General features: G+C 42.7%; 24 protein-coding genes. 5 read left to right on the top strand and 19 right to left on the bottom strand.

The genetic code is table 11. The annotated features are described in order from the left end of the window. Positions 1-11 precede the first annotated feature (11 nt). The gene (gene yunB, locus I8U27_RS06015) at positions 12-758 is read right to left on the bottom strand and encodes a sporulation protein YunB (RefSeq protein ID WP_181750925.1); all 747 of its coding nucleotides are present in this window, start codon (positions 756-758) and stop codon (positions 12-14) included. Between the two features lie 124 nt (positions 759-882). On the opposite strand from yunB, the gene I8U27_RS06010 reads away from it, so the two are divergent. The 3 genes from I8U27_RS06010 to I8U27_RS06000 all read left to right on the top strand — a co-directional run bounded on the left by I8U27_RS06010 (position 883) and on the right by I8U27_RS06000 (position 3,281). Continuing rightward, positions 883-2,367 (top strand): FAD-dependent thymidylate synthase, encoded by a 1,485-nt coding sequence (locus tag I8U27_RS06010; protein ID WP_181750924.1) that lies wholly within the window; start codon positions 883-885, stop codon positions 2,365-2,367. A gap of 180 nt (positions 2,368-2,547) precedes the next feature. Then, complete coding sequence (locus I8U27_RS06005; RefSeq protein WP_181750923.1) at positions 2,548-2,883, top strand: hypothetical protein; 336 nt, start codon at positions 2,548-2,550, stop codon at positions 2,881-2,883. Then, on the top strand, positions 2,880-3,281 hold the full coding sequence (locus I8U27_RS06000; RefSeq protein WP_181750922.1) for a hypothetical protein: 402 nt from the start codon (positions 2,880-2,882) through the stop codon (positions 3,279-3,281). Before I8U27_RS06005 ends, I8U27_RS06000 begins: the two co-directional genes overlap by 4 nt. Before the next feature lie 45 nt (positions 3,282-3,326). Here the strand turns inward: I8U27_RS06000 and I8U27_RS05995 are convergent, their stop codons facing one another. Further along, entirely contained in the window at positions 3,327-4,136 is an 810-nt protein-coding gene (locus I8U27_RS05995; protein WP_309506099.1) for a YitT family protein, read from the bottom strand. A gap of 422 nt (positions 4,137-4,558) precedes the next feature. Here I8U27_RS05995 and I8U27_RS05990 point away from each other — a divergent pair, with 422 nt between their 5' ends. Next, positions 4,559-5,977: an alanine/glycine:cation symporter family protein gene (locus I8U27_RS05990; protein WP_181750920.1), complete on the top strand. Its 1,419-nt coding sequence runs from the start codon at positions 4,559-4,561 to the stop codon at positions 5,975-5,977. 87 nt (positions 5,978-6,064) lie between these two features. Here I8U27_RS05990 and I8U27_RS05985 read toward each other — a convergent pair whose 3' ends face one another. The 12 genes from I8U27_RS05985 to I8U27_RS05930 all read right to left on the bottom strand — a co-directional run bounded on the left by I8U27_RS05985 (position 6,065) and on the right by I8U27_RS05930 (position 13,817). Then, on the bottom strand, positions 6,065-6,634 hold the full coding sequence (locus I8U27_RS05985) for an isoprenylcysteine carboxyl methyltransferase family protein (RefSeq protein WP_181750919.1): 570 nt from the start codon (positions 6,632-6,634) through the stop codon (positions 6,065-6,067). Beyond that, on the bottom strand, positions 6,631-7,776 hold the full coding sequence (locus tag I8U27_RS05980) for a type III polyketide synthase (RefSeq protein WP_181750918.1): 1,146 nt from the start codon (positions 7,774-7,776) through the stop codon (positions 6,631-6,633). Before I8U27_RS05980 ends, I8U27_RS05985 begins: the two co-directional genes overlap by 4 nt. Before the next feature lie 373 nt (positions 7,777-8,149). Further along, positions 8,150-8,569, bottom strand: a complete 420-nt coding sequence (locus I8U27_RS05975; RefSeq protein ID WP_181750917.1) for a lasso peptide biosynthesis B2 protein — start codon at positions 8,567-8,569, stop codon at positions 8,150-8,152. After that, the gene (locus tag I8U27_RS05970) at positions 8,569-8,820 is read right to left on the bottom strand and encodes a PqqD family protein (RefSeq protein WP_181750916.1); all 252 of its coding nucleotides are present in this window, start codon (positions 8,818-8,820) and stop codon (positions 8,569-8,571) included. Before I8U27_RS05970 ends, I8U27_RS05975 begins: the two co-directional genes overlap by 1 nt. Further along, positions 8,783-10,627, bottom strand: a complete 1,845-nt coding sequence (locus I8U27_RS05965; RefSeq protein WP_181750915.1) for an asparagine synthase — start codon at positions 10,625-10,627, stop codon at positions 8,783-8,785. The genes I8U27_RS05970 and I8U27_RS05965 overlap by 38 nt, the downstream gene beginning before the upstream one ends. Positions 10,628-10,694: 67 nt before the next feature. Next, the gene (locus I8U27_RS05960) at positions 10,695-10,814 is read right to left on the bottom strand and encodes a lasso RiPP family leader peptide-containing protein (RefSeq protein WP_181750914.1); all 120 of its coding nucleotides are present in this window, start codon (positions 10,812-10,814) and stop codon (positions 10,695-10,697) included. A 30-nt stretch (positions 10,815-10,844) separates the two neighbouring features. After that, positions 10,845-10,985, bottom strand: coding sequence for a keywimysin-related RiPP (locus I8U27_RS20535; RefSeq protein WP_181750913.1), 141 nt, complete (start codon positions 10,983-10,985; stop codon positions 10,845-10,847). Positions 10,986-11,002: 17 nt separating this feature from the next. Then, the gene (locus I8U27_RS05950; protein WP_181750912.1) at positions 11,003-12,028 is read right to left on the bottom strand and encodes a protein-L-isoaspartate O-methyltransferase family protein; all 1,026 of its coding nucleotides are present in this window, start codon (positions 12,026-12,028) and stop codon (positions 11,003-11,005) included. Positions 12,029-12,142: 114 nt separating this feature from the next. Beyond that, positions 12,143-12,658, bottom strand: coding sequence for a hypothetical protein (locus tag I8U27_RS05945; RefSeq protein ID WP_181750911.1), 516 nt, complete (start codon positions 12,656-12,658; stop codon positions 12,143-12,145). A gap of 44 nt (positions 12,659-12,702) precedes the next feature. Beyond that, on the bottom strand, positions 12,703-13,035 hold the full coding sequence (locus I8U27_RS05940) for a hypothetical protein (protein ID WP_181750910.1): 333 nt from the start codon (positions 13,033-13,035) through the stop codon (positions 12,703-12,705). Positions 13,036-13,139: 104 nt separating this feature from the next. Next, positions 13,140-13,382, bottom strand: a complete 243-nt coding sequence (locus I8U27_RS05935; protein WP_181750909.1) for a hypothetical protein — start codon at positions 13,380-13,382, stop codon at positions 13,140-13,142. Between the two features lie 135 nt (positions 13,383-13,517). Beyond that, positions 13,518-13,817 (bottom strand): hypothetical protein, encoded by a 300-nt coding sequence (locus I8U27_RS05930; protein ID WP_181750908.1) that lies wholly within the window; start codon positions 13,815-13,817, stop codon positions 13,518-13,520. Positions 13,818-14,111: 294 nt separating this feature from the next. On the opposite strand from I8U27_RS05930, the gene I8U27_RS05925 reads away from it, so the two are divergent. Further along, positions 14,112-15,455, top strand: a complete 1,344-nt coding sequence (locus I8U27_RS05925; RefSeq protein WP_232345269.1) for a helix-turn-helix domain-containing protein — start codon at positions 14,112-14,114, stop codon at positions 15,453-15,455. 615 nt (positions 15,456-16,070) lie between these two features. Here I8U27_RS05925 and I8U27_RS05920 read toward each other — a convergent pair. The 5 genes from I8U27_RS05920 to I8U27_RS05900 all read right to left on the bottom strand — a co-directional run bounded on the left by I8U27_RS05920 (position 16,071) and on the right by I8U27_RS05900 (position 21,919). Next, positions 16,071-17,597, bottom strand: a complete 1,527-nt coding sequence (locus I8U27_RS05920) for a tripartite tricarboxylate transporter permease (protein ID WP_181750906.1) — start codon at positions 17,595-17,597, stop codon at positions 16,071-16,073. 26 nt (positions 17,598-17,623) lie between these two features. Beyond that, on the bottom strand, positions 17,624-18,076 hold the full coding sequence (locus I8U27_RS05915; RefSeq protein ID WP_181750905.1) for a tripartite tricarboxylate transporter TctB family protein: 453 nt from the start codon (positions 18,074-18,076) through the stop codon (positions 17,624-17,626). A gap of 358 nt (positions 18,077-18,434) precedes the next feature. Next, entirely contained in the window at positions 18,435-19,406 is a 972-nt protein-coding gene (locus I8U27_RS05910; protein WP_309506102.1) for a tripartite tricarboxylate transporter substrate binding protein, read from the bottom strand. Between the two features lie 205 nt (positions 19,407-19,611). Next, complete coding sequence (locus tag I8U27_RS05905) at positions 19,612-20,310, bottom strand: response regulator (protein WP_181750903.1); 699 nt, start codon at positions 20,308-20,310, stop codon at positions 19,612-19,614. Beyond that, positions 20,288-21,919 (bottom strand): ATP-binding protein, encoded by a 1,632-nt coding sequence (locus I8U27_RS05900; RefSeq protein WP_374057904.1) that lies wholly within the window; start codon positions 21,917-21,919, stop codon positions 20,288-20,290. Before I8U27_RS05900 ends, I8U27_RS05905 begins: the two co-directional genes overlap by 23 nt. Between the last annotated feature and the right edge of the window lie 112 nt (positions 21,920-22,031).

Raw genomic sequence — 22,031 nt, 5'->3', positions numbered from 1 at the left:
ATTCATCAGCTTTATTTCTTCGTTGGCGGCGAGGCCGGTACAGGAGGCGGGGGCATCAAAGTTTGGACCTGCCCTTTTTTAATATCACCCTGATCATTATAAAAGTAGTATTCCGGCACTTCACCCACCACTACGGCATAGGCAACCGGATATTCATAATCAATCGAAAAAGTTTTCTCAGTAAAAGGAACAACCAGGCCCATTTCGTTGTGAATCCGGACTGTTAAAGCTACCATTACCGTATTAATCCCATGTGACTCCATTTTGGGGATAATAGAAACTTTGGCAGCTCCTTTTGGCCACAATTGAATCGGGATATCAGGCCCGGAGTGCGCAAATATATTGCTCTCCAGTATTTGTCCCAGCGGCACCTCAACCGGGTGGTCCTCCAGATGTTTAAACTCTTGTGTCAGGCGGCTGGAAATATGTCTATAAATTTGTGCCTGAACCTTTGAATCAATTTGTACAAATGTAATCCGCCCCTCAGGGTCTTTCTGGACCGTCATCGTCTGCTTCAATTCATCTCCCAGAGAGCGTTCCAGATCATGAATCCCTTTGGTCACCGCTTCCTGGGCAATGTTTTTCACCTTTGACTTGGCGATCACCAGTAATATGGGATGAAGGTTGCTTTCAATCATCCACAGGATTTGAATCATAAATCCCATGAAGATCACCAGCGCTAAAAAAAAGAGACTGCCTCTTTTGGGGACTCGAAAAGAGCGGGACCTGCGAACAATCCGTTTTCGGCGAAATGGCATGGGGCTTTCCCTCCTCGTCCCAAATGTATGCCGACAGGTTTGTCCATTTGCCGAAAATGCTGCCAAAGTGGATATAAAAGCAAAAAGGGAATCTGTTACAATAGAATGAATGGGGGGATTGATGTTGAGAACGGAACCAAACGTGGATTTGACCCGGTATGTGTCAAATCTCGACCAAAATGTATATACCATCTACAATCTGCCGGAAGAAGTGATCGCCGTCATTTTTGCATATGTCAGCCGCAGTCCGGCCGGGTTTCGCGAAAACCTGGCCAAACTGCTCGCAGATGATGAACTGGCAGTGAATGAGCAGAGTGGAGGGATGGCTACCGCTTATTCAGAGAAAGCTTCCCGCTTTCACGAAAAGTGGGTCGTCGGTTACGGCCACAGCAGCGTAGCCGAACATGCCGTCGCTCATATCGGGATTGAAAAAATCAGCCGGCTGGCCTCGGCTGAATTGGAGCTGGCCAATTCATTTAACAGTTTTACTGAGTACAGCCAGCGCTACCAGAGACCCAGACGAGGGGAATTTTACATACCCGCCGGGCTGGACCGACAACCGGAGATGAAAGCCAAATACCTCACTCTTCATGAAAAAGCGTATGATGTCTACGAACAACTGATGTCGGGATTAAAAAAATTTCTGTTAAAATCCCTGTCCCAAACAGAACATGAATCTGACCGTGCCTTCCAATTGCGGGTGGAGAAAATTGCTTTTGAAGACGCTCGTTATGTACTCACTCTAAGTACGCTGACCAATCTGGGGATGACCGGAAATGGACGGGCCTTACGCGATACTCTGGTACAACTTCTTTCCAGCCGCTATGAAGAATGCCACCGGCTCGCACGAGAGATGGAACGGGAAATCAGCCGGGTGATCCCCACGTTACTCAAATATGTAAAACCAAATGACTATCTTATTCAAACGAGGGAGCATTTACAGTTGAGATGGGATTCGGTTCAGGCAACTCCCTATCCGGTAACAGGTCCCCGTGCCCGCTTTACACGTATGCCGGGCTATCGGGAAGCACTGGAAATGTTGACAGCCCGGTTACTGCTCAGCCAGTGCTCCCTCTCCTATGAAAAAGCAGAGGAAGCCTCCCGCCATCTATCTTTGGCGGAACATGAACAGATCGCGGATCTGGCTCTTTCCCGGTTGCGCTTCTTTGATAACCCAACAGACGAATTGCAACACCTTACCTACCAGATGGAGATGAAAATCTCGGAGGCCAACTGGCATCAACTGCTGCGACACAACCGGCGCACTCATTTCAGCTATGGACAGCCGACCACCCGGCTGGGGTACACCATCCCGCCTCATGTAAAGGAAGCCGGTTTGACAGAACTGTTCCAAACCTTTATGTCTGAGGCAGAACAAATTTACCAGGAAATGGAAGCATGGAACCCGCTTCTCGCTCCCTACTGTATCACCAATGCCCACCACCGCCAGGTAACAGCTACAGCAAGCCTGTGGGAATTGTACCATCTGATCAACCTGCGTACTTCCCCGGAGGCACAGTGGGATATACGGGAAACATTTGAACAGCTGTACAGGGAGCTAAAAGAGAACCATCCTGTGCTGGCAAAGTATGCACAAAGACGCCTGTGATCCATTCTTCTCCTGTGAAATCTTCGGCGCACAGCAATGGGATCATGCATTGCTGTGCGCCTGTTTATTTAGCCGCAAAATTCCGGGTAAAAAAACTGCCTGAAATCCTTCCTAATCTTTACCAAAACGCTTATGATAATAGTAGGTGAAACTCCATCAGACAGGAGATGATTTCCGGCTATGTCAAAAGCATTTTTCCGGGAAGAATTAATCTCTTCCAGCGAGCTGAAAGAGATTAGCAAAAAAAAGTTATTTGATGAGTTGTTAAGCGCTGTTCACAAACTGGGGCTTGTCCACAATAATGAGCTTCGCGCCGTCATTCTCGACATTAAAACCTATGAGCAAATGGTTGACCGTTTGGAGGAATTGGAAAATCTCTGTGAGGACATGAATCTGGCTGAAGAGTTGAAAGAACGGGTACGGATTTCCGGCAGTGAATGGATTGAAAAGCCTCCCCATCTGTCCAGGCTTGATTTTTTCAAACAATCATTGAAGGAAAAAGGGAGCCCTTTATGATTCAAGAGGTTTATCACCCGATGTTTACCGACGACCTCGATTTTTTAGCGCAAAAGTTAGGGAAAAGGAAATTTAATGAATGCCTCATTCAGATTGATCAGGCAATTGAACAGGTACTCCGTAACCCTTACAAAGCAGCTGCGCTTAAACACCCGCCCTTACAGGCCTACCGCAAAAAAAAATTTTTCTCCGCCCCGCGACCCCATAAAAAAAAGCGTCCCAACATGCGGCTTCTTTATCGCTACGTCCCCGGGGAAAACACGGTTTACTTCTTGGCCGTCGGATTCCGGATGGCCACAAAACACCGTAACCCTCACGATATTTACCAGCGGGCCAAAAAGAGGGAATTTTCACAATGGGAACCAAAGGATGATGAAAATGAAAAAAACACTGAATAAATCCCAACCTGAACGGTTTTCTGCTTTTTGAAAGACGGAGGGTTTTTATTCACGCCGGAAATATCCCAGCACTTCAATCGTTTCCGTGATATTCACAAAGGCTTTGGGATCTGCCTCTTTAATCAACCTCTTTACTTCCGCCAGCTCATAGCGGGAGATGGTGGTAAAAAGAACTTTTCGTTTTTCTTTTGTGTAGGCTCCTTCCCCGTCAACAACTGTAATCCCCCGAACTAGTTTGGAGAATAAAGCATTTTTAATTTCATCGCCCTGGCTGGTCACAATCATCAGTGTAACCTTCAAATGTCTTGTATGTATGGTATCAATTACTTTTCCGGTAGCAAACATGGACAGCATCGTATAAAGGGCCGCATCCCAGCTAAAAAGAAAACCGGAAACAAAAATAACCGCCGAATTCATCATAAATAGCAAATTTCCCAGCGGAAACTCTTTTTTTCGAGTCAATAACAATCCGATAATATCAAATCCGCCAGCCGAAGCGGAGAAGCGAAAAATCAGGCCCCCGGCAATTCCGGCCAGAACACCCCCAAATACAGATGACAGAATGGGGTCCTTGGAGATCGGGCTGATCGGAATCAGGATCAAAGCGACCGAAGTAACAGCCACCGAAAAGAGGGTATTAATCATAAACCTTTTCCCTAACTTCATAAACCCGATAATAAAAAGGGGCAAATTTAATACAAGATTGACCACCCCAGTATTCAGGGGAGTTTTAAGACCAATCATCATGGCAATCCCCGAAACCCCGCTGCTTAATATATTATGCGGCAACAAAAACATATTGTACGCAAAGGCAACTAGGACAGATGCCAGAAAAATCACAATCACATTATTCACAGGCTCACCACCCCACCCGATTGTAAGGAAGAAACACCAAACCCGACGTTGACATGTCAGCATATATATTTGGCAGCTGTATGACCTTTTTAATAATGCCCATTTATTTTTATAACGAGATTTAATTGAATGGGTGAATATCCTTCCACTTGGTCAATTCTGGTACTTACTCTATATCAAAGAATCTTAAAAGCAACACATAGGGAGAGCATATTCCCCTTCATTGTTGTTATACCTCATTTTTCACAATGGTTGTACCCCTGAATCAAACTTCCTTCCACATGATCAAATCTTTTAATCACCCATAAAATATAGAGATTCATTTACAAGTCTGTGATATTGGTAAATTTCATATAGTGACGAAAATATATCTATATGTTATAAATATAAAATGTGACTATATCGTGAACAGGAGTGATCAAGTGGTAGAAATCTTAGGAAAATACGTGACGGAAATCAACGATATTTTGTGGACATACATACTTATCGCTATGCTGATTTGCGTTGGAGTTTATTTTACATTCCGGTCGAAATTTGTGCAATTTAGAAGTCTGGGAGAGATGTTCCGCTTATTGGGCGAAGGAACATCCCGATCCAAAGGGATTTCTTCTTTCCAGGCCTTTTGTATCAGTACCGCGGCCCGTGTAGGTACGGGAAACATTACCGGTGTGGCCATTGCGATTGCGCTCGGAGGACCCGGTGCTGTTTTCTGGATGTGGCTGATCGCTTTGATTGGCAGCGCCTCTGCTTTTGTTGAAGCAACCCTGGCTCAGATCTATAAGATTAAAGATGGAAGCACATTTAGAGGCGGCCCTGCCTACTATATGGAAAAAGCGCTGGGCCAACGCTGGATGGGTGTTTTATTTGCTATTCTTATCACACTTTGTTTTGGTTTGGTATTTAACTCCGTACAGGCAAATACCATTACGGTCGCCTTTAAATCCACATATGGCCTGGACCGGATGACTCTGGGAGTGATCCTCACCGTTGCTCTGGGGATGGTTATCTTTGGCGGAGTCAAACGGGTAGCCAAAGTTACGGAAATTATTGTCCCGATTATGGCAACTGCCTATATTCTTCTGGCATTTTATGTGCTAGTTACAAATATCCCCGCACTTCCCACCTTAATTAAAAACATTTTCAGTGGTGCATTTGGCCTGCAACAAGTCGTCGGCGGAGGAATCGGCGCGGCGATGATGCAAGGAATCAAGCGCGGTCTTTTCTCCAATGAAGCGGGTATGGGCAGCGCACCAAACGCATCTGCAACCGCATCGGTCAGCCACCCGGTGAAACAGGGGCTGATCCAATCTCTGGGTGTGTTTGTAGATACCCTTATCATCTGCTCCTCCACTGCTTTTATTGTTCTGATTTCCGGAGCATATTCAGTAGAAGGATTAGAAGGCATTGAGATCGCCCAACAGGCACTCAACATGGAAGTAGGAGTTTGGGCTGAGCATTTCCTGACCATTGCCATCCTGCTGTTCGCCTTTACGTCACTGGTTGGTAACTATTATTACGGAGAAACCAACATTGAATTTATTAAAACCAGCAAAGCATGGCTTTTCATCTACCGGATTGCCGTGCTGGCTATGGTCATCTGGGGGTCTGTGACCCAGGTGCAAATGGTCTGGAATATGGCTGATCTATTTATGGGACTTATGGCCATCATCAACCTTATTGCCATCGCTTTGCTCGGAAAAATTGCTTTTGCCGCTCTTAAGGATTACAACCATCAACGGAGCGAAGGCAAAGATCCTGTCTTCTATGCAAACAGTATCCCGGGGTTAAAAAACATAGAGTGCTGGGATGAGCAAAAAGAAACAGAAGTAAAAGCCGGCTAAGACTGATCCATTGTTTTCACGATGCATAAACCCGGGATTCTAAGCAGGATTCCGGAATTATTTTGTGAACAAAAGGGAGACTTCTCTTCAAAGCCGTTCTAATGAGGGGAAAAACCTTCTCTTCTCCCCCATTTCTTCATTATAATTCATCGCTTCCATCAACGCCCGTTCCTCGGCGGGGATGCGGACAAACAACAATAACAGCGCATTTAAAATCGATCCGATAACCGCTGTATAATAGGCTCCAAAAATCAATGGAAACAGGAGCATTTCCAACATGACGACTCCATAGTTCGGATGGCGCAAGTACTTATACGGTCCGCGCACTTGTAACGAATGTCCGGGTACAATCCAAATCCGGGTGTTCCAATATCGCCCCAGGGAGCGAATACACCAGATCCGAAGGCTTTGTGCCAGAAGGAATAAGAGAAGCGGTATGGGCCACCAGCCCGGATAAGCGGCATTCAATCCCCATTTTTCCAGCCAAATCCCCGCAAAAAACAGCACATGTAAAACGACGATCAAAAGGTAATGTTCCCGCCCCGCTTCATAACCGCCCTGTTTTTTCATCCAGCGCGCATTTTTGTCGGCCAGTTGCAGTTCAAAAAGCCGTTGTGCAATGACGCCCAGCCACAATGCAACCATCCATCCCGTCATACATGAGTCCCGCCTTGCAACCATTTTATTTGCTTTTTAAGATGCTGCCGCCGGGAAGGCAATCTCCCGGAAGCCTCTGATCCCCAGCGCAGCAAGAGCATCTCCGAACTAAATCCGGGGCCAAGAGCGGCCATCAACCCGTAACTTCCATATGTATGGCTTTCCAACAATTCTCTTTCCAGCACGAACAGCACCGTGGCAGATGACATATTGCCAAAGCTTTTAAGGACTGAGTAGGCATGTTTAAACTTGTCCACAGGCACTCCAAGCGTTTCCTGATAAGCCTGGACCACTTTGATGCCTCCGGGATGGGTAATATAGTGCTCCACCCGGCTGAGGTCCAATTGCCGCCGCTCCAAAAATTGATCAACTACCGGCTTGATCTGATTGCGCACGATGGCGGGAATATTTTTGGAAAAAATAACCTTTAGTCCGTCATCGTTGATCTCCCACCCCATCACATCCAGGGAGTGGGGCCACACGGTACTCATCGTATCCACAATCTCCGGCCCTTCAACAGGATGAGGAATGTGTGCTTCTTCTCCGGCAACTAATACGGCTGCCGCGCCGTCCCCAAATAAGGAGGTGGCAACCAGGTTGCTTTTTGACATGTCATTCCGCCTGAACGTAAGCCCGCAACACTCCAGAGCCAACAGCAAAACACGGCTCTCAGGAAAAGCCCGTGCATACTCATAAGCTCTCGCCAGTCCGGCTACTCCGCCGGCACAGCCCAGCCCCCAGATCGGTGTTCTTTTTATGTGAATATCCATTTCGAGACGATTGATCAGGTAGGCGTCAATACTGGGAGTGGCCATCCCCGTAGTGGATATGAAAAAGATGTGGTCAATATCATGCGGTTTTAAACCGGTACCGTTTAAACAGGTTAAAATAGCTTCTTCCCCCAGTTGGCAAGCCGTTTCGATATAAGCCTGATTCCGCTCCGAAAAAGACCGTTCCGTTTCAAACCATTCCCGGGGTCTGCTAAATCTTCTCTTTTGAATGGACGTATTCTCAAAAATGGTTAACATGCGATCAATATTTTCATATGACTCTTCAAATAACTCTTTGGCAAAGTTGCGCACTTCCTCTTGCTCAATCTCATATGGTGGTACTGCCGTGCCAACCGAAATGATTTTAGCCATGATGCCCCTCCAATAAAGTGATAACTCTGCCACTATGATTTCCTATGTTTCCCAAACTGCCCTGCGATCATGCAGCATTTGCTCAATTATTTCATATCGTTAATCCCTTTAAAAACCAACTATAAATACACGATTCTAAACCCCTTTAAAATCCATTAAAAATCGCCCCTTATCTCATATAAAAATCTTGCGATCCATAAAAATAAAACCCCCAAGACGGGGGCTAACTTAAACCATTCGGACTTGCCCGTAAATGCTTCAGATATTAAAACATTGATCAAATAGATGCAATAATTTCTTATGGTTCTGTCTTTGATTTCGTAATCTCCCTTGAAGAAATGAAAATATAGTGGCTCACAATAATCTTTTTCTCTTATATCATCATTATTTTTTTATACTTTTCAGTAGACTCATCTTCTTGAACAGGTAAACCATTAACCTCTACCCACGCATGGGATTCAAATGGGTATAATTTCACTCCAACACAGAAGTCTACAGATTTCCCCTCAAAATAAGCGTACATGAGTAATGCAAGAGATGTTTCCAAGCAAGCAAGACGTACCCAAGCCCAACGCTTCATTTGATGTATACTTTGATACACGATCATTGCTTCATCAAAAGTCATGGGAGATAGATATTTTTGTTTTTTCATATACTTTAAAAGTATCTGTATATTTTCCATTGATAAGCATCGAACTATTGTCCATGAAATTAATAGACAAAATAATGTTTTTATGGGCTTGTTTAAACTGATTGTACTTGTTGGTTCATTGAACATCATATTTTTGCCCATTAGGATTCCTCCAAGAGCTTTTCTTTTATCAATTCATCTATAAAGTTTTTTACATCTTTTTCTATATTCTCTGCCTGATTGAATTCATTTTTTAGCCTTTTTAATCCTTCATCAATTGTTTTCCCTTCATTAAGTGCAAGTAAAATGATCTTTCCTGTCTCATTGATAACGTAATATTCATTTTTTTTTGTGTCCATAATAACTAGCTGATTATCAATTTCTGTAAAGTTTACATGGGATGCAATTTTCATCGAAAATGACCTCCTCCCACAATAAATCACTCTTTTTGATACTACGAAGCCAACACTCATAAGCGAGGGTTAAATTGAATTCCCAAAGGGGAATAGAAACCCCCATTTCAAATCTTTTACAAATATCCATCCAAGTATCCTTTTCAATAATCCCGAATTGAACTAACTCCATATCTAACAGTAATTCTTTTAGCTGACTAAATTGCTTTTGAACTCCCTTGTATAAATCAAATGTATAATCCCCTTTTGTATTTCGTTGGAGCAAACTTTGGGGCAATTCTTTCTGAAACGCCCGTTTCATAAGTGGTTTAAACTCATAGGGGTTCGCTCGTTCCTCTGCTCGAATGTGCAAACATGTCCTTACAATTAGTGTATCTAAATACGGAAACTGAACTCGCAAATTAATAGAATCCCCTAGCTGGCTCAATGATCTTGCAAGACGTGCATTCCAATGCAAATGAACCAAATCCGAATGAATGCTTCTCACCTTTGAATAGGGTATTGCTTTTTGCGCCCATTCCTCCAACTGTTTTGCAATAGTAGCCTTTTGTTCTTGCGAAATCCACGAAAAACGCCCTATATTTCCTGACCATCCACTAATAATCGGATGTGTTGAAATTGGACGCAGAATACTTTTTGCTTGTTTTTTAACCCAATGAGGATAATCTTGAAAACGCAATGTAACTGCCTCTTTTAACATTTTAAAAGGAGAATGGTTTCTCAAGCGTGATCGTGCATAAAGGTGTTGAGTAAATTGATTGAGTGATTTCAAATTCAACAAATCCACTATATAATGGCCATTCGCATTGAGAACGTTGTCACCTGAATCACCCGTTAAGTGCAGTTCGGAACCTTTTGATTTCATAATTTTTAACCCATAAAGTATTTTTGCGTACATATGGAGAAACGGAATAGGCTCATCCGTTAATGGAGCTTGAGCTAATTTTTCGTATGGGCTAGGAGCTTCATCTGTTGAGACAAAAGTGGAATCAATACCATAAGTCTCACATATTTCTTTCGCAATAGCTCCATCTTCCCATTCATGTTCAGATTCACTTTGATAAGTTATGCCAGATCGCATTAAATGAGGGTTTTTAGATGCTAAAATAGCTAATGGCGTAGAATCTAATCCTCCACTAATATCTAGGCTCACATGGCTCTTCTTTTCAACTCTTCGCTGCACTGTATCTAATAAAGCATTTCGAAAATTTGCAGCACCTTCAACTAAAGGCATAGTTGAATCATCACGCCAAACCATTTTGTACTCATTTTTTGATTTAGTAAGTAACAAAGCTTGACAAGGTGGAATGGATTGGATGTTTTGAAAAATAGATTTACGAAGTTTAAATTCAGTTATCGAAGAACAGAGCAACGAAATCAGTAATTGATTCATGTCAACTTGTTTATTAAAAAGACAAGAAAGAATGGTTTGGCGAGAAGAAAAAACTGTATATTCTGGTAAGTGTATAAAATATATTGGGTATAATCCCAACAAGTCAGGAATCAATAGCAGAGAATTATTATGATACAGAAATATTTGATCATTACCTTTCCATCTATTAAAAACGGCAATATTTCCTGTTTCTTGATATTCCATAAAGATGGATTCTTGTTCTTCCTTTGTGGTTATATTTGTTCCCACAATAAATGCTTGGAGTTGTGGAGATTCAAATACCTGTAATTCTTCCTTTGTCCAATGGTTCGAATAATATAGAGGAGTATTTTCCCATACTTGACTAGTATCAAGTGGAACTGGAATCGAAAAATTGTTTAGCTGTCTCGGGAAACAACCATAAATAAACCTCATTAATCCTCTCTCCTAAAATAAAAGGGGTGCTAAAGAATTACATAAAGCAAGCACCCCTTCTACAACATCAATAGTAGTATTCTTTCAAATCTGCCGTATCTCTTTCTTCGTCTCCCAATGTTTTCTCTACAACCGAACCAGCCTTGTGGATAGTAGGTTTCTCGTAAGTTTTTTCGTTGTTCTCCATTATGTCACCTCCTTTCAATCACTCCAATGATTAGTTGTAATATTCTTTAAGGTCTGCGATGTTGGTTTCACGGTTTCCCAATGTCTCTTCAACAAATGACCCTGCTTTTAAGATGGTGGGTTTTTCATAGGTCTTTTTGTTTTCTTCTTTGACTAAATGAATTTTAACCACCTCCCTTCATTTGAGGTTTACCTGAGATCATTACTTCGCAAAGTTAAGCGCACGACCCATGTATCATCACTTTGTTGCATGAAAGGAATCATTGATTCAACTCCAACTTGTCCTAACTCTAACCATTCTTCATACCATGTTTGAAGAATTGATTTGGCACGTTCTCCGTTTGCGATCATTAGAGGTTTAGAGTTCGATAGTAAAGCAAACTCATTCTGATCACTGTATCCTAGCAAAGAACGCTCTTTAACAAGGAAGGCAGTTGTTAGACCTTCTTTTTGTTGAGAAACCAGATAGGCTTTAAAATCATTCAGTTTTTCATCTAACTCGAAATTGGATTTCTCAGGGGGTTGGCTTGCCAATGATTTTAAAAACTTTTCCCGTTTTTCTACAGGTTCGCTTCGCAACCATTGTGAACTTGCCCAAGCACGTGCTTCGGAACCATCCATATCTTTCACATCTGCCGCTAGTTCATGACCATATGACTCATATTCAGGTGTTTCGTTCATCAGAATATACCCACCTGAAATAACTTTTTGTCCGATTAACTTATCGCCTTCTTTTTTCATTTGGCAAACATACATACTGTTTGCAACCCCTCCACAAAGAAAAGGAGCGACTAAAATTCCTTGGTCTTGAAGCTGATTAAGCCAAGATAAAGGCAGATGGTCAGCAGTTGCCCAAGTAACAATTCGATCATATGGGGCGTTTTTTTCGTCACCTAGTCTGCCATCTCTTGTTCCAAAACGAACATTGGTGATACTTTTTTGCTTAAATAATTTCCTTGCACGATTAGTCATTTCTGGCTCAATATCAAGTGATACGACAAGCCCATTTGACCCCACTAAATACGAGAGAAGTGCCCCACTAAATCCTGAACCTGTACCAATTTCCAATACTCGATTACCCTCTTGTATGTTTAACAGTTCCAGAGCTTCTTTGATCGTTTGACTGGCTGTGCTTTGCATTACAGCACTTCCATCTTCTCTCAGTACAAACGAGTCACGTTCTACAGATTGAAAAGCCTCATCAAGCCTGTTCATCTCATAATGGCCTCCTAATTAGGTTTTTAGAAAACGGATACCTGAAACAGTTTATAATCTTCCATTTTATTCTGAAAAAACCTTTATCAAAGGATAAAACTTAACCATATTCTTTTAGAAGCTCTTTTCCCTGGCTATTATTTCACTCTCTTCATTCTTAAAAACTTCGTTTGGGATTAAAAATTCTACTTGATGGATGTATGTAGCTTTCATTACTAAGTAACGAAGAATATCCGGTTTATTTTCAAGTTTGAGGTAGGATTGAGGTGGTGTGAATACTGGGAACCTTCTTTTAATTTCGTAGATAGTGATTGGTTTTAATTCCTTAACGTGCATGACTGGGATTGCATATCCCCTATCAAGTCCAGCAAAGTATTTTTCTACTTGTTCTCCTGCTCCTTTTTGACTGGCTTCTGCAATATCTGCAATCCCCTTTACAGAATCAACAATGGGCTGTCCAAATTGGATAACGCTTCTGATCGCTTGTACAGGAGTTGGGACGTAAATAAATGCGATAGATGGTTGATTGACATACCTACGACGAAACTCATATTTCTTAATTCCTGATACAATCTGCTGAAAACACGCCCTTCTAATAGTAAGCAAAACATGACAAATCTCTACATCCATGTTCTCCTCCTGCATAAATCCGTACACTTTATCCGGGTAGTCATTTACCTCTTGCCAAATCTGTTGCTTTTTAAAAGCCCCGCATTCGCTTTTCCCATAATAAAAACCACATCGCCCATTCGTATGACCTTTCCTCGTAATAGTGCAAAATTGAGATCCCTACCGTCGGGTGTTACAAACGTTACAGAAATCGGCTGGTTGATCTCGTTTAAAGGATGGTATACAAAGTGACAAAACGAGCTGATCACATCACTCTCGAAATAATCGTTTTGATTAGGGCTTGATGAAGCCTTCACATCGAATTGAGGATGGTTAGCAAAATCCCTCATAAAGGCATTTACCTGATTTGCCGGTCCTTCGACTCGCAGCCTTAGCATTTTTTCTCACTCCTAGATCCAATGATTGTGGACTCATTCGCAATCTAGTTGTAAAAAATGAAAATGAAGAGTGTATGCATCCAGTCCTATTTCAAGCCACCAAATTAGCCGTCGATTTTGTCATTTCCATGGTCAGAGATCGTTGGCAGTAAATTTTTTCTATCTACTCTTCCAGTGATTAAGTTCTCATCGAAAATGCGGCCCGTACACTTTAGATTTAATACATTGCGAAGTTCTTTGGTTACTTTTGATATCTCAGGTCGAGAATAGCCGAGTTTTGCTAAAACATATACGACTTTTCCTACCATATCTTCTTTCTTTATGGTTGTTAACTCACGTTGCTTCAAACTCATTTCCTCCCTCTTGGATACTCCACTCCAATCCAATTATGAAGGAACAAGCCTTTTCTGATTTACTTTTTGAGTGTTATAATAGAATCACCGATTTGATTTTTTTGAGCCATTCATTAGGTGGCTCTTTTTTTATGCGAATACATCAAAAACCCTACCAGCAAATACTTTTTTCCCCTCCTCAATCTCCACGTTGACCAGATCCAAGAATGGAATGTGGATTTCTGCGCCCTCTTCTGTGACTAGCTGAACTACTTTCAGCCGATGCTTCGGCAAATGTTTGACGTAACATGTCACCTGTACATCTACTTGCCCCGTCATTCCTTTGTTCTTGACTTCATGGTGCAACAATTCAATCGTTGGATGTCGTTGCAGGTCATCTAGAAATGGTTTAACCTGATTCGGCTGACCTTCAATTTGAACTGTTATCAAATTTCAAACCTCCCTTTAAAAAAATTAACATCAAAAACAGTCAACCTTTGAACAAGCATATATCAAGCTTGGTACAATCAAATTATATTATAGTTTACCGAATTTTTTCAATACAAAAATTATTTAATTTAATCTATTTAAAACAGTTCCTTTCTAATTCCTTACAACTGAATTAATAACCGTTTTCTTATCTTTTAAGAATCAGTTTAAGGAAATTTTATTTAATTCAATCATTTGGCTATTCTTATTGCATTTTCTTTGTATAATAGTGGTAAATGCTATGGAGGGATATTTATGTTTTATGGACTAGACCCAAACATAGTTCGATACCTCATGAGAAAAGTAAGAAAGGAACTTAACTTTCGACAAAATGATGTATCCGAGGAGGATATGGGTTATGGTACGATCTCGAACATTGAACGGGGAGCAGAAAATGTTGACGAACAGAAAGTCTTTCGTTATCTCAAAAAATTGGGACTTGATGATGAAAGAAAATTAACAAAACTCGTCAGACAGGTGGAAGAGGATATTGACAATCTTACATTTCAACTGCAACAAATTGAATCAATGATCGACAATAACAAATCAACCATAGCTTACCCTCTCCTAAAAAATATAACCATTGAGAGTTTTCATCCACTCGCTCCCTTTCTTAATTATCTTCAAGGTCGGTATTACTATGCAAAAAAGGATTTTAAGAAAGCAGAAAAATATTACAAATTAGCTATACGTCTTTGTAATAGATATAAACTGAACCCCAAAGACAACATTGTTTCCGCTTGTCACAACGAATTAAGCATTTGTAGCTATGCTCAAAATAACCTAACCAAAGCTGAAGAAGATGTTGAAAAAGGATTGAGCGTATACGATGAAAACAAAGAGAGAAAAGACATCAAGCATTCGTTAATGACAAATAAGATTCTTTACTTAATCAGATCGTCACAGTATTTTGAAGTCGCACCAATCTTAGAGGAGACTTGGGGATTAATTCCACAAATTGATAGCGTTCATGTCAGGCTAAACCTTTATAAGTCTCGAGCTGTTTTTTTACGGAAAATGAAGAAATATGAGGAAGCGATTGACGTTTGTAAAGAGGGGATAGATATTGCTCGCAGAAACAGGTCTGAAAATCGTCAGCTCGGCTTAATCACTGTTCTTGGAAGTGTTTTCTTCTTACAAAAAAGATACGAAAAGGCAAAACAACGTTTCCAATCAGTGCTGGATTATGACCCCGAAGGGAAATTTCCACGCAGGAAACTAGAAGCGATCACTTTTTTATCCATAATCCATTTACATCAAAAGAATTGGTCTGAGGCTGAAAATCAAATAAAGGAAGCCATTGAAATAGGTCGAAACACTACTGATGTCTACCGCTTAACAAAAGCTCTAATTGTATGCGGCAACATTTATTCTAGTCAGCATCAATACGAAAAGGCAGCGCCCTTTTATCAAGAAGCTGAATTTCTTACCGAAAAAAACGGATACAAAGAGCGTCAACATACTGCCTTGTTGCAATTGGCATACTGTTTTGGTAAGATGAATAAAGAAAATGACCGTAACATACTTATGAACAAACTTGTAGATCTACAACGCAACTTAAATGTGCAAAGTGAGGATGAGATTTATGGAATCGACTAAGTTTTATTATCAAAACATTTCAACCAATATCATGAGTCAAATGGGTGACGATGACGATACGGAACATTAAAGGACTATTAACTTTTCAAATGAGTGATGATAACGGCTGGCTTTTAAATGATTTATAGATTTGTGTTACTACTTCATTCACTCATTTAAAATAAGTTATAAAAAACTCTGTCCGGCTAAAGAGACTGATGCATAGCATAACATCTTTTGTAAAAGTGCCTTCGGGCACTTTTTTTGTTACACAATTGGGTGAATAATACAATGTTAAAGACCAAAACATCAAGAAAAGATCTGTAAACAATGAAGGGAAGCGTATTGGTCATACAAATCAGAACTTAAAAGGTTCTAAGGATTGATACTAGGGTTTCTTTGGTGTTACTATTCAAGCTATGTTGACCACATTTGCGGTCAACGTCAAAAGAGTGGTGCAACTTCTGACAAAGAAGAAGCACTTCCTGCTTTGCATGATCAGGAAGTGCTTCTTTATTTTTGCATATGAGTCGTTTTGATTCTATAAACTGCCAAATAGTCATATTTAGTAACTGTTCTGCATCAGTCTCTGATTATGGACACTTTTCTTAAAACGGTTGTTTTCTGTGCAAGTGCTTATCCTTCTTCATTTACAACAACTTTATTTCCCCTTAATTTTAGAAGCATAGGTACCAGCAACCACAACACAGCGATAATCAAAAAGGCGAGCGAGATGGGATGGGTAACAAATATACTCCAATCTCCGTCTGTTGCCGTAAGGGCCCGGCGCAAGTTATTTTCAATCATGGGTCCCAGCACAAGTCCGAGAACTAAAGGAGCCAGTGGATAATCATTTTTGGCAAGGAAATAGCCGCAAACTCCGCAGACAAGCAACAGGAATAGATCAAATGTATTTACTTGAACCGCATACACTCCAAAAAAGGAGATCGCAATGATGATCGGAATCAGATATTTAGGAGGGGTTTGAATAATTTTGGCAAACACTTTGACTAAAGGCATATTTAACACAAGCAACATCAGGTTTCCGATAAACATACTGGCAATCAATCCCCAGGCCACCTGCGGATGTTCGTCAAACAGCAAAGGACCTGGCTGGACATTGTACATAATCAGCGCTCCCATTAAGATCGCGGTTGTTCCCGAACCCGGGATCCCCAGGGTTAACAGTGGAATCATCGCTCCCCCTGAAGCGGCGTTGTTTGCCGATTCCGGTGCGGCTACCCCCTCAATCGCTCCTTTTCCAAATTTTTCCGGTTTGCGGCTGATCTTTTTTTCCATCAGATAGGAAAAAAATGAGGCCAGCGTAGCTCCTGCACCGGGTAAAACGCCGATGAAAAAGCCGAGGATTGAACCGCGAACAATCGGTGCGGCACTGTCTTTTAAATCTTGCTTTCCCGGATAAATACGGCCGACTCTGGCAACAGTTCCTTCATATTTCTCCTTTTCCAGAATGGCTTTAAACACTTCTCCCAGGGCAAACAGCCCAACCGCAATGGTCAAAAATTCTAATCCCTGATACAATTCGGGAATCTCATAGGTAAACCGGGCTACGCCTGAAACATTCTCAATCCCGATCGTGGCCAAAAGCAAACCAAACACAGTCATGATCAATGCTTTGGTCATCGACTTTCCCGCCAGCCCGCTGACGGCACACAACCCCAATACCATTAGGGAAAAATATTCAGCCGGCCCAAACCGAATCGCCAGGTTAGACAGTGGTTCCGCCAAAAATACCAGCCCCACAAGGGCTACCACTCCGGCAAAAAAGGAACCGATTGCCGCGATGGAAAGTGCCGCCCCTGCGCGCCCTTGCTTCGCCATCTGGTATCCGTCCAGCGTAGTCACCACCGAAGAAGATTCCCCCGGTGTGTTTAACAGGATCGAAGTTGTTGAACCGCCGTACATAGCTCCATAGTAGACTCCTGCCAATAAAATAATGGCACTTGCCGCAGCTTCTTCCGGAGATGCTCCGGATGTCAGTGTTGAAGTAACAGGGATCAGAAGTGCAACCCCGCTGATCGGCCCAATGCCCGGCAGTACTCCGACTGCTGTCCCGATTAATACCCCGACAAACGCATAAAGAATATTTTCCGGTTGTAAAGCAACTAAAAAACCATTATATAAGAACTCCCATGTACTCATATTTCATTCACCTCCTCTTCGGCCCGTCAAAACGGGAAACCAGGTAACGTTCCTTTTAACAGCTCTACATAAATATAATAGACACCTACTGAAAAAAACCCGCTCACTGCCAGTGCCGAAACCCAACTGCCTTTCTCCATCGCTTGAAAAGCGATGACCAGAAATAGAAACGTTGCCAGAACATACCCGATCGGCTCAAGCAAAAAGGCATAGCCAATCGCCGAGGCGAAAATAATGGCAAAGCGTTTCACAGCCAGCCCATTTGGCTTTGGCTGCTTTTCCCCGGCCGGATAGCGGAATGTTTCTATCATCAGGCGAATACTGAGTAAGACAAGAATGATTCCCAGGCTAAACGGAAATAAATCCGGGCCTATGTTGCTGCCATAAGCAGTAGCAGACAATTTCCTGCTTTCCACGATAAAGAAAACTCCTGCCATCATAAATAAAATGCTGGCTGTTCGGTCAAATGTCCGGTTCATCGTTTCACCCTCCTTACAGAATTTTGCCGCCTTTCATCCCTCGGTTTCAATTGTGGGATGAAAGGCGGCGTTGCTCGGTATCCCCTTGTGTGGGATGGTAAAAAAACCAATTTGGTGATAATCGAACGTATGAGCGGTGCTCATCCCACTGGTAGTGGTATGTCATGGTATGAGGAGTGAGTGAAAATGGACCAGAACGCTGGTAACAGGCGTTACGCCCATGTGGGTACATGCAACATGAGTTGTAGAACGCCCTGAACTTGGGAGTTGTCCAAAGCAGTGAATGGAGGACATTAACTACCCAAGAATCCAACGGCGACCACCGGGAGTGCCTGTGGTGCGTTAGCCGTGTGGAGTCTCAATTACTCATTCCCAGTGCTTTTAACATCCCGGAAATCTGCCTTTCTTGTTCCTCAAGAAAGGCTGCAAAATCTGCCGAATTTTTATATTCACTCACCCAGCCTTTTCCTTGCAATTCTTTTTTCCATGCTTCATTTTCAGATAATGCTTTTAATTTCTCGTCCCAAAACTTCTTCGCTTCAGCGGGCATCTCTTTCGGTCCAAATACTCCCCGCCAAATGGTAAACTCGGCATCCTGAATTCCCAGTTCTTTTAGTGTGGGAACATCTTTTAACTCCCCCTCCAAACGTTCCGGAGAAGTTACCGCCAGCACTCTCACTTTGCCGGATTTTAGATATTCTCCAACCGCCGAAGCATCTGTGGCAATCAGATCGGCATTTCCGCCCAGCAATGCGGCAATCGCTTCTCCACCCCCGTCATAGGAAATATATTTAAGCGATGCCGGGCTGATATCTGATTTAAATGCCGGTAAAATGGCTACCAGGTGGTCCATCGATCCGGGAGCAGACCCGCCGGCCAATGTATATTTCGTTGGAGATACTTTTAACTCGTTCAAAAAGGAAGGCAAATCTTTAATCGGCGAATCCGCTTTTACCACATATGCTCCGTAATCGATCGTTAACTGAGCTAACGGAGTGGTATCCTTAAAGCCAAACGGGCTGTTCCCCTCTTTTTTTAAGTGATTAATCAAAATGGGCGGGGAATTGACAAAGAGTTTATAGGGGTTCTTTTTTTCCTGAGTGGCGTATTCAGCCAGAAAAACCGCTCCTCCGCCCCCCGGCTTGTTTTCAACTGTGATCGGCTGGTTGACCAACTTTGTTTCTTGCAGCACTTTGGCGATGGAACGGGCTGTTTGGTCCCACCCTCCCCCCGCTCCCGTTGGTGCCACAATGGTTACCGGTTTATCAGGGTATCCTCCTGTACCACTCCCGGCAAAGTTTGGCTTTTGACTACAGGCAACAACACTAATGGTCAATATTCCTGACAAGAAGATCGCAAATAATTTTTTCACATAAGTCCCTCCTGCTGATAACGCTTTCAAAATTGAAAAAAGACAGATTGGATGTCTGTCTTAAATGTAAAGGGAGCAGGATAAAAATAATAGTTTTACCATTTAAAAAGAATAAAATATATAAACACCTTTTTGTTCATTTTGTTCATCATTTATTCACAAACTAGACAGCAAAATATTTTCTTTCCGGCCGTCCTACTGTTCCGTAACTGAGATCTGCTTTTAAGCGGTTGATGGAAACTAGATATTCCAAATATCGTCGGGCTGTGGTCCTGCTTGCCCCCATCCGGGCCCCCACTTGTTCAGCCGTAAGTCCCCCTCCTGAGTGGTCACGAACAATTTGCACCACTTTTTCAAGGGTCATCGGATCAATTCCTTTGGGGAGGACCACAGACAGAGAAGGAACAGGCGCTTGGCCTGTATATCTGAGCAGAAGATCAACCTGATGCTGATCCAAATGGCGGTGATTGGTTAATGTTTGCAAGTGATTGCGGTAATTCTTGAGACTTCTTGTAAAGCGGTCAAACAAAATAGGCTTTACCAGGTAATCAAAAACACCGCCTCTCAATGCTTCCTGGACAATCTCTATTTCTCCCGCTGCGGTCACCATGATAATATCCACATGCTTGTAATGTTGCCGAATATGCCAGACCAGTTCAATGCCTTTCATGTCCGGTAAATAAACATCCAGCAATACCAGCTGTGGTTGCAGCACTTCAAGCCAATCTTTTGCTTCTTCACCAGTTGCAGCAATTCCCACAAGTTGAAATCCATCCGCTTTCTCTAAAAAGCGGCGGTTGATCTCAGCCACCCGCAGGTCATCTTCAACAATCAAAACTTCAATAGGTGTTAATTCCCGCATCGACTGGTTCCCCCCTTTGCTTTGGCAAAGAAACAGCAAAGACAGCCCCACCCCACTCCCCTTTTTCAATTGTGATACTGCCTCCTAATTCGGCAGTGAGTTCCTGCACTTTAGCCAGTCCAAACCCGCGCGCCTCACCGGCCCTTCCTTTTTTTGTGGAAAAGCCCCGTTCAAAGATAGCCGGAATGATCTCTTCCGCTACTCCCGGCCCCGAGTCCTCTACTTCAAACCATAAGCTTTCTCCAATATCCGTAATGAAAAGCTTCACTTTGCGCCGGGGGCTGTCCTGCACAGCCTCAAACGCATTGGTAATCAAATTGCCCAATATAGACACCAGAGATGAGCGGCTGATGCTGGAGGGGATTTTTTGCAGGCTGCTTTCCTGTTCAATTCTAAAATCAATTCTCAACTCGCGTGCCCGGTTATAAAAGCCAACCAAAATAGCTCCCAGCCAGGGGTCGGCAAATTTTTTCATCACCCACGCCACATGATCCTGATGGGTTTCACTTTCCCGGTTGATCAATTCAATCGCCTCCTGATAGGATTCCAACTGAATCAATCCCGAAATCGTGTACAGCGTGTTTTTAAATTCATGAGTTTGTGCTCTTAATGCCTCTACGTACCGTTTTACCTGGGAAAGTTCCTGATTTAACTGGTCCATTTCCGATTTGCGGCGAAAGCTGGCAACCACTCCGATAACCCGATTATGATGGCGGATTGGCAACCGGTTAACAACAATCTCTTGTCCGTTCAGATTTACATCCCGATCCAATTCTGCCTCTCCGTTATCTAAAACTTCCAACATTCGTGTATGGGGAAAAAGGGATTGAATCGGTTGCCCCGTGATCTTCTTTTGTTGTGGCAACTGTAAAATCTCAACCGCTGATTGATTGATTAAAGATACCAGGCCCCGGGCATTAATCAGAATGATCCCCTCACGTACCGATTCAATCACCGCGTCTCTCTCCTGGTAGAGTGCAGAGATCTCTTCAGGTTCCAGGCCGAAAATAGATCCTTTCACCCGCTTTGCCAACCAGGTAGCCCCTGTCATCCCAATCAGGAGCACTACAAGTGACGAAATAGAAATACGTGTAAAATAACTTTGCACCATCTGGTCAATATCGCTTAACAAAAAGCCGACGGATACAATTCCTATCACATTTCCCTCTTCATCGGTGACAGGAACCTTTCCCCTTAAAGACGGGCCCAGGCTGCCGACCGCTTTAGAGATATATGATTCTCCACGGATCAGTGCCCGGCCATTATCCCCACCCACCATATGTTTACCGATCCGTTCGGGAAGGGGATGGGAATATCTGATTCCCTGCTTATTTCCTACAACAATATACTCGGCTCCTGTCTGTTTCCGCACCTTTTCAACCAGGGGCTGAATGGTTCTCCAGGGCTCTTTCTTTGAAAAACCCCGTTTCACCTCCGGCATTTCCGCAATGGTCTGGGCTACGTTGAGTGCTCTCTTCCCGATCTGGTTTTCAATCAAATCAACCATAAACAGGTAAAACACTCCGCCCAAAAGGAACACCACAATCATAAGCAATAAACTGATCAAGCAAACCATGCGTACTTCCAATGACCACTTGAAGCGCATCATCCCGGCCCTCATTCTATTGTCATATTCCTACTCCAATGTTATTGAAAAATAGATTTCGTGTAAATGAAAATAACTTCAACGATTGGCTAATCAATGAGATAAGCCCATACCC

Origin of the sequence: Paenactinomyces guangxiensis, from assembly GCF_016055185.1 — a bacterium.
Taxonomy (GTDB): domain Bacteria; phylum Bacillota; class Bacilli; order Thermoactinomycetales; family Thermoactinomycetaceae; genus Paenactinomyces; species Paenactinomyces guangxiensis.
The sequence above is the reverse complement of the archived record's forward strand: the minus strand, read 5'-3'. Positions and strand labels throughout refer to the sequence as shown.

What these genes read in the sequence shown, in the direction of transcription:
- yunB (WP_181750925.1), bottom strand. Translation starts at nt 758, where the DNA reads ATGCCATTTCGCCGAAAACGGATTGTTCGCAGGTCCCGCTCTTTTCGA.
- I8U27_RS06005 (WP_181750923.1), top strand. Translation starts at nt 2,548, where the DNA reads ATGTCAAAAGCATTTTTCCGGGAAGAATTAATCTCTTCCAGCGAGCTG.
- I8U27_RS06000 (WP_181750922.1), top strand. Translation starts at nt 2,880, where the DNA reads ATGATTCAAGAGGTTTATCACCCGATGTTTACCGACGACCTCGATTTT.
- I8U27_RS05985 (WP_181750919.1), bottom strand. Translation starts at nt 6,634, where the DNA reads ATGACGGGATGGATGGTTGCATTGTGGCTGGGCGTCATTGCACAACGG.
- I8U27_RS05980 (WP_181750918.1), bottom strand. Translation starts at nt 7,776, where the DNA reads ATGGCTAAAATCATTTCGGTTGGCACGGCAGTACCACCATATGAGATT.
- I8U27_RS05975 (WP_181750917.1), bottom strand. Translation starts at nt 8,569, where the DNA reads ATGGGCAAAAATATGATGTTCAATGAACCAACAAGTACAATCAGTTTA.
- I8U27_RS05970 (WP_181750916.1), bottom strand. Translation starts at nt 8,820, where the DNA reads ATGAAAATTGCATCCCATGTAAACTTTACAGAAATTGATAATCAGCTA.
- I8U27_RS05965 (WP_181750915.1), bottom strand. Translation starts at nt 10,627, where the DNA reads ATGAGGTTTATTTATGGTTGTTTCCCGAGACAGCTAAACAATTTTTCG.
- I8U27_RS05960 (WP_181750914.1), bottom strand. Translation starts at nt 10,814, where the DNA reads ATGGAGAACAACGAAAAAACTTACGAGAAACCTACTATCCACAAGGCT.
- I8U27_RS05950 (WP_181750912.1), bottom strand. Translation starts at nt 12,028, where the DNA reads ATGAACAGGCTTGATGAGGCTTTTCAATCTGTAGAACGTGACTCGTTT.
- I8U27_RS05945 (WP_181750911.1), bottom strand. Translation starts at nt 12,658, where the DNA reads ATGGATGTAGAGATTTGTCATGTTTTGCTTACTATTAGAAGGGCGTGT.
- I8U27_RS05940 (WP_181750910.1), bottom strand. Translation starts at nt 13,035, where the DNA reads ATGCTAAGGCTGCGAGTCGAAGGACCGGCAAATCAGGTAAATGCCTTT.
- I8U27_RS05925 (WP_232345269.1), top strand. Translation starts at nt 14,112, where the DNA reads ATGTTTTATGGACTAGACCCAAACATAGTTCGATACCTCATGAGAAAA.
- I8U27_RS05920 (WP_181750906.1), bottom strand. Translation starts at nt 17,597, where the DNA reads ATGAGTACATGGGAGTTCTTATATAATGGTTTTTTAGTTGCTTTACAA.
- I8U27_RS05915 (WP_181750905.1), bottom strand. Translation starts at nt 18,076, where the DNA reads ATGAACCGGACATTTGACCGAACAGCCAGCATTTTATTTATGATGGCA.
- I8U27_RS05905 (WP_181750903.1), bottom strand. Translation starts at nt 20,310, where the DNA reads ATGCGGGAATTAACACCTATTGAAGTTTTGATTGTTGAAGATGACCTG.
- I8U27_RS05900 (WP_374057904.1), bottom strand. Translation starts at nt 21,919, where the DNA reads ATGATGCGCTTCAAGTGGTCATTGGAAGTACGCATGGTTTGCTTGATC.